A 14,484-nucleotide genomic window follows, 5' to 3' on the forward strand; every position below is an offset into this window, starting at 1 on the left:
GACTAGAACTGATTTTGCAAAGCCTGTATGTAGGTCTTTGGCGTTTGTACACTTTTAATCACACTAACTGGTTTGCCGTCTTTGAAAATAACAAAAGTAGGTACCGTTTTAAAGCTCAATTCTTTGCTCAATTCATTTACAGGATAAACATCTGCAGCTGCTGAAAAATATACTATAGGTATATTAGGTAACTTTTGCTCAACTTTTGGCATTAAGGCTTTTACTTCATCACATCTGCTACAAGGTGTAGGATTTGTAAAAAGTATAGCACATACTTTATTCTTTAAAAGTTTCGGGTAATCTGATTGCTTTAATTCTTTCATCTTATTTAGGTTTAAAATTCTTTTAATAATGCATAATCAACAAGCTTATTCCGTTTCCAAACAGCATTAACCATTTGACGATAATCGCCCATTCTATTCCATACTTGACACGCAAAAGACCATCCATTTATAAAGTCTTTTTTTGCTACGCTATAAGGGTTGTAATCAACTCCGTGCATATTTGCATAGATGATTTCAAAGTGTAATTCTCCTTGCTCTTCTGAAAATTTGTCTTTATCGGAATCTCTATAATAATAGATTGGCTTGTTTTGGCGTAAAGCTCTCATTCTGCCTTTATGATAACCACGTTTAAATAGGTTAGGATAGAATACATCTGTTTTCCAAATAGCAGCACCAGGAAGATTGTATTGGTCATAAAAATATAATGCCGTTTTTCCTGCATTGGTAGTTCCAGAACTTACTTGTTTGAAATCAAGACCATCAAAGACATAGAATTTATCATCAAACACATTAAAGGCATCTTCTTGGGATTGCACGCCAATTATTAGATACTTTCCTCTATTTGGGATTGTACCACCTATACGTTCAACTTGTTCAAGAAGCTGATTGTCTGTATATGATTTAATATTGGTCTTCATCTTCCTTTTCTTTTTTATCCATATCTACACCATAGCGCTTTTCTAAATAACCTTTCATTGCAACATCAATCCAATTAGGAACATTTGTTGTAATCATCTTTAGAAATTTATCATAGCCATAACCAAGAACAAATAGAATTCCCATCGAATACCATTCGTTATGGAGTTTTGCTCGATGTAAAGCGTAACTTATAGTAAGTCCAACGATTACTACAATTAGCAAGGTTACAAGGTGTTCCCATGGACGTTTTTTCTCTTTGTTCTGAATAGATATCAGAACACGTAATAAGCCACCTGCAAAAGCTACAGCAGTACCTATTAGTAAAAATTTAATATTTTCTAAATTCATTCTCATTTAATTTATTTAGGTAAAACTTTTCAGCAGCTTTTATAAATAATGGAGCTACGAGTTGAATTATTCCGCTAATGAGCATAATTGTTACCCACATTATATTTACTCCATCAATAAGCTTTTCTTTATTCCATACATCAATAATGTATTTTATGTTTCCAATGTTCTCGAATACGAGTCCAAAAACAATGAATTGACAAAACACTTTTGTAAACACATAAGGAGATTTAATGACAGCTCTACGTAAGTGTATAATGAATGATAAAACTGTAATTGCACAAGGAATCATATAAAGGTATGAGTGCCTTTTTATTGATAAATCGTTATCTATTATAAGCTGCGCTATGGTGCTGAAAAAATCATCCATTAGAAAAACAGTTTTATCAGATTGTTTACATCAACTCTAAACAATACAATCAAAATGATTATAATAACTACAGCAACCCATTTAAGCTCTCTTTTCCAGTTAACCTTATAGTCTTTAAGAAATAATTCTTTTAGATTTTGCATTTCTTTTTTATCATCTATGCTCATTTTTCTATTCTTAATTATATAAGCATATGGAACGAATAATGGAATTTTAAGTAGCAACAAATAGAATCGTTTACCAGTTTCAATAGAACTCTTTTTGTGAGCTTCCATTTCCTTTTTGATAATCAAATCTGCGATGTACTGGTGTTTGAAGTTTCCTGCCACATTTAAAGCGACATACAAAACATCATGTAGCATAGCTTCAGGTTCAAGCCCATGAAAAGCTAAATCTTCGGTCATCGTGGCACCATCATAACTATCTGGATTCTGAACACAATAATCGTAAGCCCATAAATACACATCAATTATTGATTGAGGTCTATTGTATAATTTTAAATAATTAATTAGCCATTTTCTATGTTCAGATAGAAAACTTATGTCTTTATGAAAAAAGTTATTTACACTCATTATCAAGCACCTTAATATGTTCAGATGCTAATTTCTAAATTAAATGAGTGCTTTAATTATGGAATTGCTTGATAAATCCGTAGGTTCTCTTCTTTATCTAATGAAGTTATAAAACTTGCGTTTTTTGAGATAATTCAGATCCTTTTCAAATGAGTATGCTTCTCTTTCAAAAATGATATTTCTATATGCAGTTTTCCAGTTTCTATATTTCGCATATTTTACTATGAAATCAATTAGGTACCATAAGTAAAAGAAAATAAGAAGCAATTCTAATTGCTGTCTTAAATGTATTCTTTCGTGGTTTAATCTAACAGGATTGATATATTCCTTCTTTTTGAAAAATATAAAAGGAAATATAGCCATTGCTGCATACCCTTTTCTAACTATAAATTTACTTACTATTATCATCTTACTAATTTTTGACCACACCAATACGAACCATCATAGACAAAGAACCAACAATCTCCATCTGCAATACCTACACTACTTACCTGTGTGTGAGTTAAAATATTTACTCCATTTGCATGAACAGTTACACCTCCATTAATGCGCTTTACATAAATCATTCTACCAATATGTCTACTAGATGTAGGTAAATAAACATTTGTAGTTCCGTTATAGTAGCAAGAAATATAATCTTCTGTGCCACTTATTGTATGACTAGACCCTGTTACTGTTTTTACATTTAGGAATAGTCCATAGGTTTTTAATCCAAAGAATAATCCGCCATAAGCTGGAGCAGGGTCACTTGCTGAATTTGAAGCCCTACCTACAACACCTGCTATTGCATTATTACCGCCATAAGCTGATCTATTTAATTTACCAAAACCAAGTCCAACGACAGCTCCTTTTATTTCAACTCCTGAACTAGCAGGTAAAGCTTGAGTTCCTGCAAAATTGGCAAATACACCTTCGCTATCTACATAAGAAACACCTGAATTTTGATAAGAATCGCCTGTATGTCTAGCCTCTAATCGACCTTGAGTACTATCGAGTTTTAAAGTATGCTCGTAAGTTCTTGTGCCTCCTGAATTTGTATAAGTAGTCATTGGCGAAACAAGTGTTAACTTTCCGTTAGCACCATCAAATTGAGCTCTTGGAGTTCCATTATACTCGTTTTGTGAGGTAATCTTACCGTCTTTAATAATCCAATCAGCAATGTTGGCGTTTTCTGCCAATAATAAGTTTGTGGCTACACTTTCAAATTGAGCACCAAACGTTTCCCAGTTTGCATCAGACCATGCTAAGGCTACTCCATTAGTTCCATTGTATAAATAATAAACATCATTATATTTTACTACATCTCTACGAATATCATTGTTATAGTATAAAGTACTTTGATTAAATACACCTCGATAAACTATTCCTGGTCCATCATTTCCGTCTTGACCATTAGCACCATCTTGACCATCCTGTCCGTCTTCGCCATTATCTCCATTATTACCTGATATTCTAACAGGAGTAGACCAACTTTCTAAAAGATTTCCGTCGGCATCTTTTAATGCTTTTGACATCCACAAAGGATCTGTTCCTTCAGATGGTGCATCAAACCATCCAACAGGATTATTTCCAGTTAGAGTATAGATGTTGTTTATAAAACTTACGGCTATAAAACCATCTTCTACAAAGTTTACAGGATAACGCCTAAAAACATAATCAATATAGTTGCCAGTCGTTCCTGCAGAACCATCAGAACCATCTTCTCCAACAATTTGTATAGCTGCTGACCATGAGCCACTACCAACTCTTTGGCGCATATAAATATCAGTAGCCTGAAAAGGTGGGTTATGCCAATTGGTACCATCAATAGAATATTGAATTGCAATACTATCTCCTGATGCTCCTGCTTCTGCAGAAACATCCCAGTAATCTGTATTTGTAGGTGCTTTGCCTACTTGTGGCGTTTCACTAGAAAATATATAAGTGCTTCCATTGTAGCTCACTTGGTCGCCTAAATAATAATATTCAGCAGGGTCGTATTCTCCACGATAAACTGCAATAGGAAATACATCTCCTGCAGGGCTTTGAACTAAACCACCTCGAATAGTTAATTTGTCAGGATTAGTTACATTCCAATCCATACCAACTTGACTATTACCTATTTTTAATTGATTAGAATCTAAATCAAAATAGTTTAAGCCATCTATCGATTGAACTCGACCAGTTGTTATGAATTTTCCATTTATTGTAGTCTGACCATAAGTCAAACTAATTCCTCTAACATCATCTACAACGGAATGAACTACACCTATTAAAAAGTAGTAATAATCAGATTCTTCTGTATTGTATTGGGTAGTTGAAATTTCAAACAGTCCATTATTACCATCTTTTACACATTTAGCATAAATATAATAGTGAGTTTCCGGAGTATCTAATACAACTATATTTCCTGTAAGATTCCATTCTTTCACACTATCATCATTAATAGTAAAATGAACTAATGTACCATTGCCACATCTAACCTTATTTGGATTGCTTTCATAATTTGCTTCAATAAGAAGATTACGAATTATAAATTGTTGACCTTTTGAGCCAACTGTGAGCATACTGGTTTCGATGCTTAAAGGTCTTATGTTGTCTGTATCAAAATAGCCGTCAGGGTCAAACAAAGAATCTCTTAACTCGTCAATGTTTCGCAGATTTCTACGAATTTGATTATACTGTACGGTTCTATCAAAACGCTCTATTGCTATTGAATTTTGTAATTCTAACTGATTAGAAAGCACTCTAGTAATGTAGCCAACTGAAACTTTATCACCAACCTTCATAGAATATAGGTAAGGGTTAGCAATGCTTTGCGTAAAACTTATTACTCTAGTTTCAAATGATACTCCAAAATCGGCATCAGAAACCTCAATTATATCGCCAATATTTAGCTGTATTAAATTCTTTCTCAAGAATGGATAATCTGGAACTATATTGTAAATGACATTTGGCAAGCTATTTTCGCTTAAGTATTCATTTGCCTTGGTTAATAATTCCTGTTCTGCATTATCAATATATGATTGTGGCATTTCGATATCATGCAACACATACTTATCGTCTACTTGTGGTTTTAAATCATCATTTGGCAATACTAATCCATTTGTATCTTCATATTGAATTATTACAAATTCTTTAGATGAGTTTGTGAATTGAGTTATCTCAAATTCATATCCTGCTAATAATCCAGTATTAAAAGTCAGTTTTGCAGTAACACCATCTATGAGTTGATTGTTTACATCAAAATCAATAGTATTATCATTAAACTTGAAAATATCATCACCTAAAGCGGTTACAGTACCTTCTCTATGTGGATAAACATCTTCAAAGTTTACAACGCCCTCTATCATTCCAAAAAGGCTAGTATTTTGCTCAATGTAACCATCCGAATTTGGTAATTTTAATCGCTTACTACCATACTCGTTGGTAACATTTCTAGTGCCACCAAATGCGTAAAGACGAGTTACAAGGTTTTGATCTGTTAATTTTTGGCGTTCAATATTTCGAAGTCCATTTTTAAACTCAAATGAAAGCCCTAAATCACTACCTATTTTATCTGCAAAATGTATCGTTTTGCCATCATCAGAAAAGTAGAATTCCTTATTAAATTCTTTACTTATATTTTGAAGGACATTAAGACAATTATTATTTGTAAAGTTTAGATTTTTAGCATCTGTAGATGGCATTGTAGCAAGTTGATAATACCCATCTCCTGCAAGTCTATTAAGATTAACAATAATTAAATTGGTAAACTTTTGTAAATCGCCAACCAAATAAAATTCTCCTTGACCATCCAATAAATACATTGAGTTAATCAATCGATACTGGTCGCTTTCAAAATCAATACTATATTGAAATTGATTTGATTGTACTTTTTTTTCAGATGGTTGTTTGAAAATAGTATAGCGCTTATTACGCCAATTGACATAATCCCCAATTTTAAAGTTGAAAAAAATATCCATTGTAAAATTACATTGGATAAAGTCTTCGCCTTGTAAAGTCTGTTTTAATTGAGTTTTATTATCAATGACAACATCTATGATTTCGGATGTGCCTCTGTAGACTTTCATTAAAACTTAAATTGCTTACCAATTGGTTCGCCATTAATAATAACCTTTTGTAAAATAAATGTTTTTACAAGTAATTGACCCATTTCATCAAGCTCTGGATTAATATCGACAGGCTCCCCTATTTTATCAGTAAAATACTTTTGGGCTGAATTATAATTGGGATAACCAACTTCGATTAATTCATCACCTTTTAGTTTTCCTCCATTACCCAAGTAAGCAAACAAATCTTTAGTTTCTCCATCAATGGTAATGTAAGTAGGCGTATCTGAGCCATCAAATACTAAAGTAGTTTCAGCTAGTTTTTTTATTACCTCTACATCTTTCTCTTCAAATCCTCCTTCTGTAGGAGTTATTTGTTTTTCAATAATCTTTTGTTTAAGACGAAAAGATATTTTTAGTTCTTTACTATCAAAATCATCAGCAGATACACCATCTGTTATAAATGTGTCTTTAAATGCTTCTCCTGTAATAGGATTTGAATAACTGTTATTTAATTGTACTAATTTCATTGTGCTACAGGTAAATTGTTAGTATGTATTTTTGTAATATTTTGAAAGGCTGAAGTCTCAAGAGCAACATTCCATCCTGTTAACCAATAAGGCGCAGTATAGGTGTAATGAGAAAATAGAGATTCTTTTATAACCACTTTAGGGTAACTCCATGTAGAATTGAGTTCTCCGATATAAAAGCAACATTTAGTTCCATCATGCCCAAATCTAACAGTAAAATTTCTGTCTAATTTAGAAGCGATGATTTGCACCGAAGTATTATACCATGATGCTGCCGTAGGAGTATATCCCGATACAATTAAACTTATGGATTCATTTGTTGTATAGTCATATATTTCTACATACAATTTTATCATTGTGTTAGTCCAAGAATTAGGAAGTGTTATTTTTATTGACCCTGTAACACCTCCGCTAAAAACATTTCGTGCGTCTAATGGAGTTAGAGTTGTTATACCATTTTTGTAAATAGCCTCATTGGTTTTTACTTTGGCAGCTAACTCATTAATAGAATTATAACCTGTTTCACTAGACTTTGTTCTGTCGTCTAATTCCTTTAACCATGCAGCAGCTTCAGGTACTGTAAAAGTTGTTCCGTTATGTTGGCGTATATTATTTTGATTCATTTTTTCTTTAGTTTACAAATCCTGATGCTACAAATCCACTATCAACAAAATTGGCAGTTATATTTAGTAGTAATTTGAATTTAATTACATTCTCACCTACAAATACAACCTTAAAACCTTCTGTTAAAAAACAGTTGTAGCTTTCATTCTCGAAAGTTATTACACGGTAGCCACCTAGTGATAGTAATTTTTTAAATTTATCCGTAGTTTCCTTTAATTCACTCGCACTAGAATATGCCATTGCACAATCCAATTCAAAAACTTTAAAATTTCTATGGTCAGATAGTATTTGCGATGTATTAAAAACAGTTGTTGATAATTGCTTTGTAATTGGTACATAATCTAATGGCTTTACCTTACGGATTACTATACCAAAGTCCTTTTTAAAATCATATCCATCTATCAGTAAACCATTGCCACCTACTGGACCTAATAAGGTTGCATTTAATTGTGGTATGCGTTCATTAAATAGTATTGAAAGCTTTGTAATATTCTCATAAGAATTTACTTTTTGAATAGCTTTTACTTTTACTTGGAAATTTCCATATTTAGATTCTAGTAAACATTCAGGTAAATTTGATATTTCATTTACAATTGATTTTAATGTTTTATTGGTTCGCCTTTCATCAAAAACAACATTCAAACTAAATTCTTTAGACTTCCAAAATATATCTTCATCATCCACTAAAGGCTGTTGCCAATCACCCCAGTCATAGAAAGTATCGCCTAATCTTGAAGGCATATCTAAAATGCCATTATATCCGACTAGAATAAGACCATAGTAACTTAACAGCTTGTTGTTTAATTTTTCCATTATTCCTTATCAATGTAGATAGTATCTCGAATTGCCTTTGGGTCTTTTTTTAAAGCTTTTCCTAATGCATCAAGCATTTTATCATTTGAAAACATTTCTTGACTATTTTTAAAGCCTAAACATTTTGCTACATCCTCTAAACTCAAAGTTCTTTCTCCTGTTTTTTTGTCTTCAATATATCTACATGGTTTTCCTTGGAATTTTCCTAAATAGATTTTAGCTGTTGGAGTTTCTTGTATTAATTTCATAGTATTATGATAATAATGTTTCAATACTTGTTAATCTTAATTCCATTACCTCTAAGTGATGGTTGTATGATGTATTTTGTGCTATCTGTGATAAGTAGACTAGGCTTTGTTGAGCTGCTTCCAAACCATTTTGAATGTCAATTCTCATACTGTTTAAAGTACCAGCCATAATATTTGCTTGGTCTTCTGTTATATTAGATATTGCACCTGCTAATCCTGGTTGTTGGTTATCTTCACTTCCTAAACTACCAATACCACTATCTTCTAATATTTGATTGATAGCATCTAAATCATCTTGAGCACCTTGTATCATTTGATTGTAAAGGTTACGTAATGCATCTATTTCATCTGCAGTATAGTTGCTGTCCGAACCTGCATCTGCAAAGGCATCGTAAAACTTTTCAATCTCTTTCTCTAGGTATTTTATTTGGAAAGCTTGTAACATTGCATCTTGCATTAGGTCCTTAAAATTATTTGCAAAGTCAGCTACTGTTCGTTTGCCTTCTTTAAGACCAGATATAATACTGTCTACAATAGTTGCCTGTGTAGTGCCTGTATAAAGTTCGTCTAATTGTTCTCTAAGTTCTTGGGCTTTTCTACGAGCTTCTTCTGCTTTTTGTTCAAGTTCTTCTAACTTGGCAGGATCCGTTCCACTTCCTTTTCCTTTTTTACCAATACGAATACCTAAAAATTTGACTTCTTTTCTTGCTTCTAGTTCAGCTTGTTTGGCTAAATCGGCTTGTTTTTCAAGTTCTTTAAGGTCATCAATAGCTTGTTTTCTTCCTGTGATTTTATCGTTTCCTACACTTTTTGAGATTACATAATCTAGTTTATCAATGGCTTTTTCAAGTTCTTTTATAGCTTCTTCAAACTTGGCAGTATCTGATACAATTTCTACAGTTAGTGCTGAATTAAGAACCTTTAAACCACCTTGTAGAATTGCTAAAGGGTTTCCAGATGCAAAACCTTCTGCTATTTTTCCTGCGCCTTCTGCAACTCCTGCTAACTGATCTAGTAGTTGAGCTGTATCTTCATCGCCAAACTTTCTGAATAAGGCTGATGCTTCTCCTAAAACCCCTGTAATATCACTTATAAAATCCGATGTTTTGTTACCTATTTCCTGTTCAGCTTCTGCGATTTCACCTTGAAGTTTTATTATTTCTTGAGCATACTTTTTCTCATCTTTAAGTTTTTCTGCTAATTCTCGTTTTTTATTAGCTATTCTTGTGCGTAGTTCTTTAAAAGAAAGACTTTCAATAGTACGAGTTAAGTTTTCGTATAAATCTTCTTCGCCATCTATATGTCTTCTAGCAGCTTTTAATTTTTCTTTTTCAGCATCTATTTTAACAGCTATTAATCTTCTTTCGGCATCTGTTTGAGCCTTTTCAGCATCTCGTGTTAATTTATTTAATCTTCTATTTATTGCATTTATAGAAGTGGTGTCTATTTTAACATCAAGAACAATTGGCGCTGGCTTAATAAAATTAATAGGCTCTATTTTTTCACGTGGAGTTAATCTAACATCACTATTTGATGCAACATCAACAATAGTTTTCTTTTTGATTTCATTGTCTTGAAATTCCTTTAACTGATTTCTTAAATATTCAGTATAGTTATCACCTTGCTTTAATAAGGTTTCAAATTCCTTATCTGCAGCTTCTTTGCCTAATTGATTAACAAAATTATTGTAACTTTCATATTCCTTTTTTCGCTCATTAAGTAAGTCTTCAAATCTTTCAATATCAGTTCTATCATCTTTACCTGTTGTAGGTATTTTAAATTCAAAAAAATCTTTTTGTTTTTCTGCAGCTTCTTTTATTCTTGAATTTTTAGAGTTCAAATATTCATCTAATATTGCTTTATCTTTTTTGTATTCTACTGATGTTATTTCTTTTATCTTTTTGATTTCATTATTAACACCATCAATTAATTTAATTTGTTTTTGAATTTCTGCATCATCTACCAATCTAACATCAAAACCATTGCCACCTAATTGATTTGATACTTTACCAATGTCTTTATAAGCTTTAAGAAGTTCTAAAACTTGATTTTTTTTATCATCATCAACTTCTATTGCAGTTACAAGCTTATTATTAATTCTAGCCTGCTCTTCACTAATTTCGTTAGAAGTTTCTTTTATTCTTTTTTTATAACGCTCAAGATCTCTTTCGGCTGCTGAAAATGCAAAACCTTTTGTAGTGGAATCAAAAATAATTTCATTTGTTCTATTACTTTCTTTATTGATTACTTTACGTAGTTCATTTAATTTTTGAATATTGCTTTCAAACTTTGTATTTAATACATCGCTAAATCCGGAAGAGTCAATCTGACCGTTATTGAATGAAGCACTTAAACTTCTAATAATATCTTTTGCTCTTGTCTCTAAATCAATTACAGAATTTTTTAGAGCATCTTTGGTTTCATTAAGTTCTTTGATTTTATTTAGTTCTTTTTCTAAACCAATTCTTGAAGTCAATAACTCATTGTAAGCGCTAAGTTGATTGTTCAATAATACATACTCATCACCTTCTTTACCAAGACCGCTAACAATAGCAGGATTAATCTTTTTAAGCTCTTCTAAAATTTCCCTTTTTCTTTCTACTGAGGTATTGTGGTCATTGTATTCAAAAGTTAAATCGTTTAATTTTTTTCTATGCTCTCTAAGAGAATCAACTACGGATTCATTACCATCTATTAATTTATTTAGCCCTCTAGCAACACCATTACTCATAGCAAGGATAGTATCACCAATACCTTTAGTAGATGCTTTAATTTTATTGCCAAATATTTCCCATTGATTTGCAGTAGTAGATGTAATAGTTTTAAAAGACCTATCAACACTTCCTGCCGACTTAGCCATAGCATCTAAATCTCCAGTTGCACCTTTCAGATTTGGTCCTGCAATACCAATGATACCATTTACAGCTTCTATTCTTCCTGCAAGTTCTTTTAGTTTGTTTTGGCTACCATCCGCAGATTCATACATTTTCTGAAAACCCTCTTGTAGTGAAAGCGTTTTAAATGCACCATCTCCTAAAACTTCATTTGTAGATATAATAGCACTTCTAATTTGGGTCATTGCTACACTAGCAGGAGTTCCTTGTTTGGTAAGTGTAGATATGGCTGCACCTATTTCTTGAAAGGAAATATTACTTGCGGCTGCTATTGGAGCAACTATAGCTATTTGACTTGATAATTCTTCAAATGAAATTTTACCACGGTCTACGGTAGCAAACATAACATCTGCTACTGCTTGTGCATCTTCTGCAGTAAGTTTGAAAGCGTTTAAAATAGTGGTAAGCCCATCTGATGCTACTGCTGTTTCTGTAACACCTGCAGTTGCAGCTTTAGATGATATTTCTAGTATTTTTAAAGCATCTCCTGCTTCAAACCCTGCACCTATTATCTCATATAAACCATTTGCGAGTTTATCTGGCGGTTCTGTTCCTAGTTGCTTATATATGTCAAAGACATTTTTTTCTAACTTTTTGAAATCCTTATCTGAAACATTGGCAATAGTCTTTACTTCTGCCATAGCAGATTCAAAACTTTTTGCCATTTTATAACCTTCATTTGCAATAACAGTAAATGCAGCGACAGCTGCTACAGCTAATGCAGCCCAAGGATTTATTTTAGATATTTTATTACCTAAACCTTGAATTATATTTACAGCATCTAAACTTCCACGTTGTAAACCTGAATTATCTAAAGCTGTAGCAAAAAATAAAGAATTATCTCCTCTAACAATACCCATCTGTTTATATTTTCATTAAAAGTATTTGTAGAGGCTTTATAAATGAAGTATTTTAGTGGCTTATATCCGTAGTTTCCAACGATTGTATGTACACACTCATTATAGGCAAAAGCAAATCAAAGAACTTTAGTAAAGCACTTGAATGCGCATTATCTCTTGGTGGCGTTTATGATGGTAAAGAAATTAAGCTAGAAACCAATGAAGAAATGAGTGCCTATACAAAATGGTTTCCTCTTTTTAGGCTTAATGTACTGCAATGGAAAAACACTAAAGCCTATTATAAAGACAAAGAAGTAGAACCATATAGATTTATGTTTCTAGCAGATTTAAAACGAAAATCAAATCTTAAATCTGTTTTAGACACCTTAGATTTACAGCCTTCCGACACTAAATTCAAATACTATAAGCGTGAAGGAAATCGATTCTTTTTAAAGAGTAAAAATGAATGTGTTGATTTTGAATTAAAGGATAAAGACCTCTACGATTTCGTTGACAAATACAGTATTGGCGATATTATTTCTAAACAATAATAGTATGGCTATTCTCTGAATTCTGGACCTGTGCATTACCATGTGCCAATACAAAAGAATAGGTTTCTGCTTTTACTGTTGAATTATCCCAAGCTTCTACTTTTGAAAAATCTCTAGCGACCACTTTACAATTTCCAAATGCTTCGCCTGTGCAGTTTTTGATTTCAAATGAACTATTTTGAAATCCAGTTACAAATGTTGTATCAAAAGCTTCACAAAACGCATTACCAAAAAGAGCAATACGGCTATGGCCAGAAGCTTCAAATTTAGCATCTTTTATTCCAATAGCAATTCTATCAACTATTTTATGAGTTCCTGTGCTATAAATACCATGTTCGTTTAATTGCTTTTCTGTAAACCACGAAACTAGATCATCTGATGTCATTGTGCCTGTATTTAGAAGCCACTCTATATTATCAACCATAATGGACCAGCAATCCTTTTCATTGAAATTTTTAGATAAAGCAATTATCCTGCGCCAAAATTTAGAGCATAAAATATTCTCATCTAATTTAGCATCCTTTAGTCTTTTGAGTACAACCTTAAATTTACCTTCCATGGCTTTTAAGTATTTCAGTTAATGTTTGTGGTTTTTTCTTCTTTTTATCCTTTTTTGACTTGTATTTAGGCACACTTGCAGATAGCATTAGCAAGTTCTGAAACGATATCTCTTTAAATGCAAAGTCATAACTGAAATGATAATAATTACAAACGCTACCTATGAATTGGTAGGGATTGAATCGTTTATTTGGTTCATCATCATCGGATTGTTCTGATTTGCAATTTGGAAAGAGTTTAAAAAAAAATCGGTCTGCAACTTTAAGACACTTTCATAAAACAGCATATACAGTTCTTTTGGTGTCAAATTATTCAAAACGAAAGGCACATACCAACTAGGAAAATCCGTTGCTTTACCGTGTGCCAAAATAGCAAAAACTTCTGCCATCTCATTTCTATATTCAATAGCTTCGTCCAATTTTAATTCTTTGGATTCTCGAATACTCTCAGGTATTTTAAGTGCAGGTAATGCACATTTTGCTAATATCTCTATAGTAGGTGGTTTTATTGTGAATGATAATGTTTTACGCTTCTTAATATTATCTGGAAGCATAGAATTATCTGAAACCTGAATTTCGTAAGTTGATGGTTTCTCAATTAAAGCCTGTAGTAAATCCTGTTTCTGTTTATCCATATCTAAAAAAGGGGCATTTAAGCCCCTTAATTTTGTTGATTATGCTGCAAATGCAACCTCATAAGGAGCACCTTCTACATCTGTTGATGATATAGGAGTATTAGCAGTTATAGTAATGTCTACTGAAAGCAATTCGCCTTTAGTGATATTACCTTCAAATTTTGCAGAAACCTTTGCGTATGGAAACGTAATCTTGTTTCCTGCAATATCAGTAATTACTACTGAAAGGTATTTATTAGGAGCTGTCTTTGGTGCGCTCCAAGTTTTAGATCCTGCATCCCAAGAACCACCCATAAGCATTACTGCACTTGCACCAGTAACTTCATACAATTTGAATGTTGAAGTTGCAGGAGTAGAATCAGTATTTATAGATAGGTAACTATCATCTTGCTCTGTTTTAATAGTTTCTTCGTTTGCTTCACTACCTGTTAAGGATAGAGAATTTAAAACAACCGCTTTGAATTCCGTTAAAGATGCGCCTACTACCCCGTCTCCAGGTAAACCGATTTCGATTTTTTCAACGCCTCTAATATTGTCTTCTTTTGCCAT

Annotated in this window: 16 protein-coding genes; 1 reads left to right on the forward strand and 15 read right to left on the reverse strand. The window is 32.4% G+C overall.

Features of this window, described 5'->3' with window-relative positions; translation table 11 throughout:
* Positions 1 to 2: 2 nt before the first annotated feature.
* The 12 genes from FORMB_RS07995 to FORMB_RS08050 all read right to left on the reverse strand — a co-directional run bounded on the left by FORMB_RS07995 (position 3) and on the right by FORMB_RS08050 (position 12,213).
* Positions 3 to 323 (reverse strand): thioredoxin family protein, encoded by a 321-nt coding sequence (locus FORMB_RS07995; RefSeq protein WP_069676954.1) that lies wholly within the window; start codon positions 321 to 323, stop codon positions 3 to 5.
* Positions 324 to 334: 11 nt separating this feature from the next.
* Positions 335 to 922 carry a hypothetical protein gene (locus FORMB_RS08000; protein ID WP_069676955.1) on the reverse strand — a complete coding sequence of 196 codons (588 nt, stop codon included), beginning with the start codon at positions 920 to 922 and terminating at the stop codon, positions 335 to 337.
* The gene (locus FORMB_RS08005; RefSeq protein WP_157498104.1) at positions 906 to 1,271 is read right to left on the reverse strand and encodes a hypothetical protein; all 366 of its coding nucleotides are present in this window, start codon (positions 1,269 to 1,271) and stop codon (positions 906 to 908) included. Before FORMB_RS08005 ends, FORMB_RS08000 begins: the two co-directional genes overlap by 17 nt.
* Complete coding sequence (locus FORMB_RS08010; RefSeq protein WP_069676957.1) at positions 1,252 to 1,641, reverse strand: hypothetical protein; 390 nt, start codon at positions 1,639 to 1,641, stop codon at positions 1,252 to 1,254. The genes FORMB_RS08005 and FORMB_RS08010 overlap by 20 nt, the downstream gene beginning before the upstream one ends.
* Positions 1,641 to 2,213, reverse strand: a complete 573-nt coding sequence (locus FORMB_RS08015) for a hypothetical protein (RefSeq protein WP_069676958.1) — start codon at positions 2,211 to 2,213, stop codon at positions 1,641 to 1,643. Before FORMB_RS08015 ends, FORMB_RS08010 begins: the two co-directional genes overlap by 1 nt.
* A gap of 93 nt (positions 2,214 to 2,306) precedes the next feature.
* Positions 2,307 to 2,621: a hypothetical protein gene (locus FORMB_RS13245; RefSeq protein ID WP_069676959.1), complete on the reverse strand. Its 315-nt coding sequence runs from the start codon at positions 2,619 to 2,621 to the stop codon at positions 2,307 to 2,309.
* Complete coding sequence (locus FORMB_RS13145) at positions 2,618 to 6,265, reverse strand: phage tail protein (protein WP_069676960.1); 3,648 nt, start codon at positions 6,263 to 6,265, stop codon at positions 2,618 to 2,620. Before FORMB_RS13145 ends, FORMB_RS13245 begins: the two co-directional genes overlap by 4 nt.
* Positions 6,265 to 6,774, reverse strand: a complete 510-nt coding sequence (locus FORMB_RS08030; protein WP_069676961.1) for a hypothetical protein — start codon at positions 6,772 to 6,774, stop codon at positions 6,265 to 6,267. Before FORMB_RS08030 ends, FORMB_RS13145 begins: the two co-directional genes overlap by 1 nt.
* The gene (locus tag FORMB_RS08035) at positions 6,771 to 7,397 is read right to left on the reverse strand and encodes a hypothetical protein (protein ID WP_069676962.1); all 627 of its coding nucleotides are present in this window, start codon (positions 7,395 to 7,397) and stop codon (positions 6,771 to 6,773) included. Before FORMB_RS08035 ends, FORMB_RS08030 begins: the two co-directional genes overlap by 4 nt.
* Before the next feature lie 7 nt (positions 7,398 to 7,404).
* On the reverse strand, positions 7,405 to 8,211 hold the full coding sequence (locus FORMB_RS08040; RefSeq protein WP_069676963.1) for a hypothetical protein: 807 nt from the start codon (positions 8,209 to 8,211) through the stop codon (positions 7,405 to 7,407).
* Positions 8,211 to 8,459, reverse strand: coding sequence for a hypothetical protein (locus FORMB_RS08045; RefSeq protein WP_069676964.1), 249 nt, complete (start codon positions 8,457 to 8,459; stop codon positions 8,211 to 8,213). The genes FORMB_RS08040 and FORMB_RS08045 overlap by 1 nt, the downstream gene beginning before the upstream one ends.
* Before the next feature lie 4 nt (positions 8,460 to 8,463).
* Entirely contained in the window at positions 8,464 to 12,213 is a 3,750-nt protein-coding gene (locus FORMB_RS08050) for a phage tail tape measure protein (protein WP_069676965.1), read from the reverse strand.
* Between the two features lie 86 nt (positions 12,214 to 12,299).
* On the opposite strand from FORMB_RS08050, the gene FORMB_RS08055 reads away from it, so the two are divergent.
* A complete protein-coding gene (locus FORMB_RS08055) occupies positions 12,300 to 12,743 on the forward strand; it encodes a hypothetical protein (protein ID WP_069676966.1) in 444 nt (147 codons plus the stop codon).
* Here the strand turns inward: FORMB_RS08055 and FORMB_RS08060 are convergent.
* The 3 genes from FORMB_RS08060 to FORMB_RS08070 all read right to left on the reverse strand — a co-directional run bounded on the left by FORMB_RS08060 (position 12,733) and on the right by FORMB_RS08070 (position 14,484).
* Positions 12,733 to 13,302: a hypothetical protein gene (locus FORMB_RS08060; protein ID WP_069676967.1), complete on the reverse strand. Its 570-nt coding sequence runs from the start codon at positions 13,300 to 13,302 to the stop codon at positions 12,733 to 12,735. The genes FORMB_RS08055 and FORMB_RS08060 overlap by 11 nt on opposite strands.
* A 159-nt stretch (positions 13,303 to 13,461) precedes the next feature.
* A complete protein-coding gene (locus FORMB_RS08065; RefSeq protein WP_069676968.1) occupies positions 13,462 to 13,935 on the reverse strand; it encodes a hypothetical protein in 474 nt (157 codons plus the stop codon).
* A gap of 39 nt (positions 13,936 to 13,974) precedes the next feature.
* Complete coding sequence (locus FORMB_RS08070; protein WP_069676969.1) at positions 13,975 to 14,484, reverse strand: hypothetical protein; 510 nt, start codon at positions 14,482 to 14,484, stop codon at positions 13,975 to 13,977.

Source organism: Formosa sp. Hel1_33_131 (assembly GCF_001735745.1).
In the GTDB taxonomy this organism is placed as follows: domain Bacteria; phylum Bacteroidota; class Bacteroidia; order Flavobacteriales; family Flavobacteriaceae; genus Hel1-33-131.

Bases quoted from the DNA above. Each gene is read 5' to 3' on its own strand.
- FORMB_RS08060 (WP_069676967.1), bottom strand. From the start codon at position 13,302: ATGGAAGGTAAATTTAAGGTTGTACTCAAAAGACTAAAGGATGCTAAA.
- FORMB_RS08015 (WP_069676958.1), bottom strand. From the start codon at position 2,213: ATGAGTGTAAATAACTTTTTTCATAAAGACATAAGTTTTCTATCTGAA.
- FORMB_RS07995 (WP_069676954.1), bottom strand. From the start codon at position 323: ATGAAAGAATTAAAGCAATCAGATTACCCGAAACTTTTAAAGAATAAA.
- FORMB_RS08035 (WP_069676962.1), bottom strand. From the start codon at position 7,397: ATGAATCAAAATAATATACGCCAACATAACGGAACAACTTTTACAGTA.
- FORMB_RS08045 (WP_069676964.1), bottom strand. From the start codon at position 8,459: ATGAAATTAATACAAGAAACTCCAACAGCTAAAATCTATTTAGGAAAA.
- FORMB_RS08050 (WP_069676965.1), bottom strand. From the start codon at position 12,213: ATGGGTATTGTTAGAGGAGATAATTCTTTATTTTTTGCTACAGCTTTA.
- FORMB_RS08070 (WP_069676969.1), bottom strand. From the start codon at position 14,484: ATGGCAAAAGAAGACAATATTAGAGGCGTTGAAAAAATCGAAATCGGT.
- FORMB_RS08000 (WP_069676955.1), bottom strand. From the start codon at position 922: ATGAAGACCAATATTAAATCATATACAGACAATCAGCTTCTTGAACAA.
- FORMB_RS08040 (WP_069676963.1), bottom strand. From the start codon at position 8,211: ATGGAAAAATTAAACAACAAGCTGTTAAGTTACTATGGTCTTATTCTA.
- FORMB_RS08010 (WP_069676957.1), bottom strand. From the start codon at position 1,641: ATGGATGATTTTTTCAGCACCATAGCGCAGCTTATAATAGATAACGAT.
- FORMB_RS13245 (WP_069676959.1), bottom strand. From the start codon at position 2,621: ATGATAATAGTAAGTAAATTTATAGTTAGAAAAGGGTATGCAGCAATG.
- FORMB_RS08065 (WP_069676968.1), bottom strand. From the start codon at position 13,935: ATGGATAAACAGAAACAGGATTTACTACAGGCTTTAATTGAGAAACCA.
- FORMB_RS08005 (WP_157498104.1), bottom strand. From the start codon at position 1,271: ATGAATTTAGAAAATATTAAATTTTTACTAATAGGTACTGCTGTAGCT.
- FORMB_RS08030 (WP_069676961.1), bottom strand. From the start codon at position 6,774: ATGAAATTAGTACAATTAAATAACAGTTATTCAAATCCTATTACAGGA.
- FORMB_RS08055 (WP_069676966.1), top strand. From the start codon at position 12,300: ATGTACACACTCATTATAGGCAAAAGCAAATCAAAGAACTTTAGTAAA.
- FORMB_RS13145 (WP_069676960.1), bottom strand. From the start codon at position 6,265: ATGAAAGTCTACAGAGGCACATCCGAAATCATAGATGTTGTCATTGAT.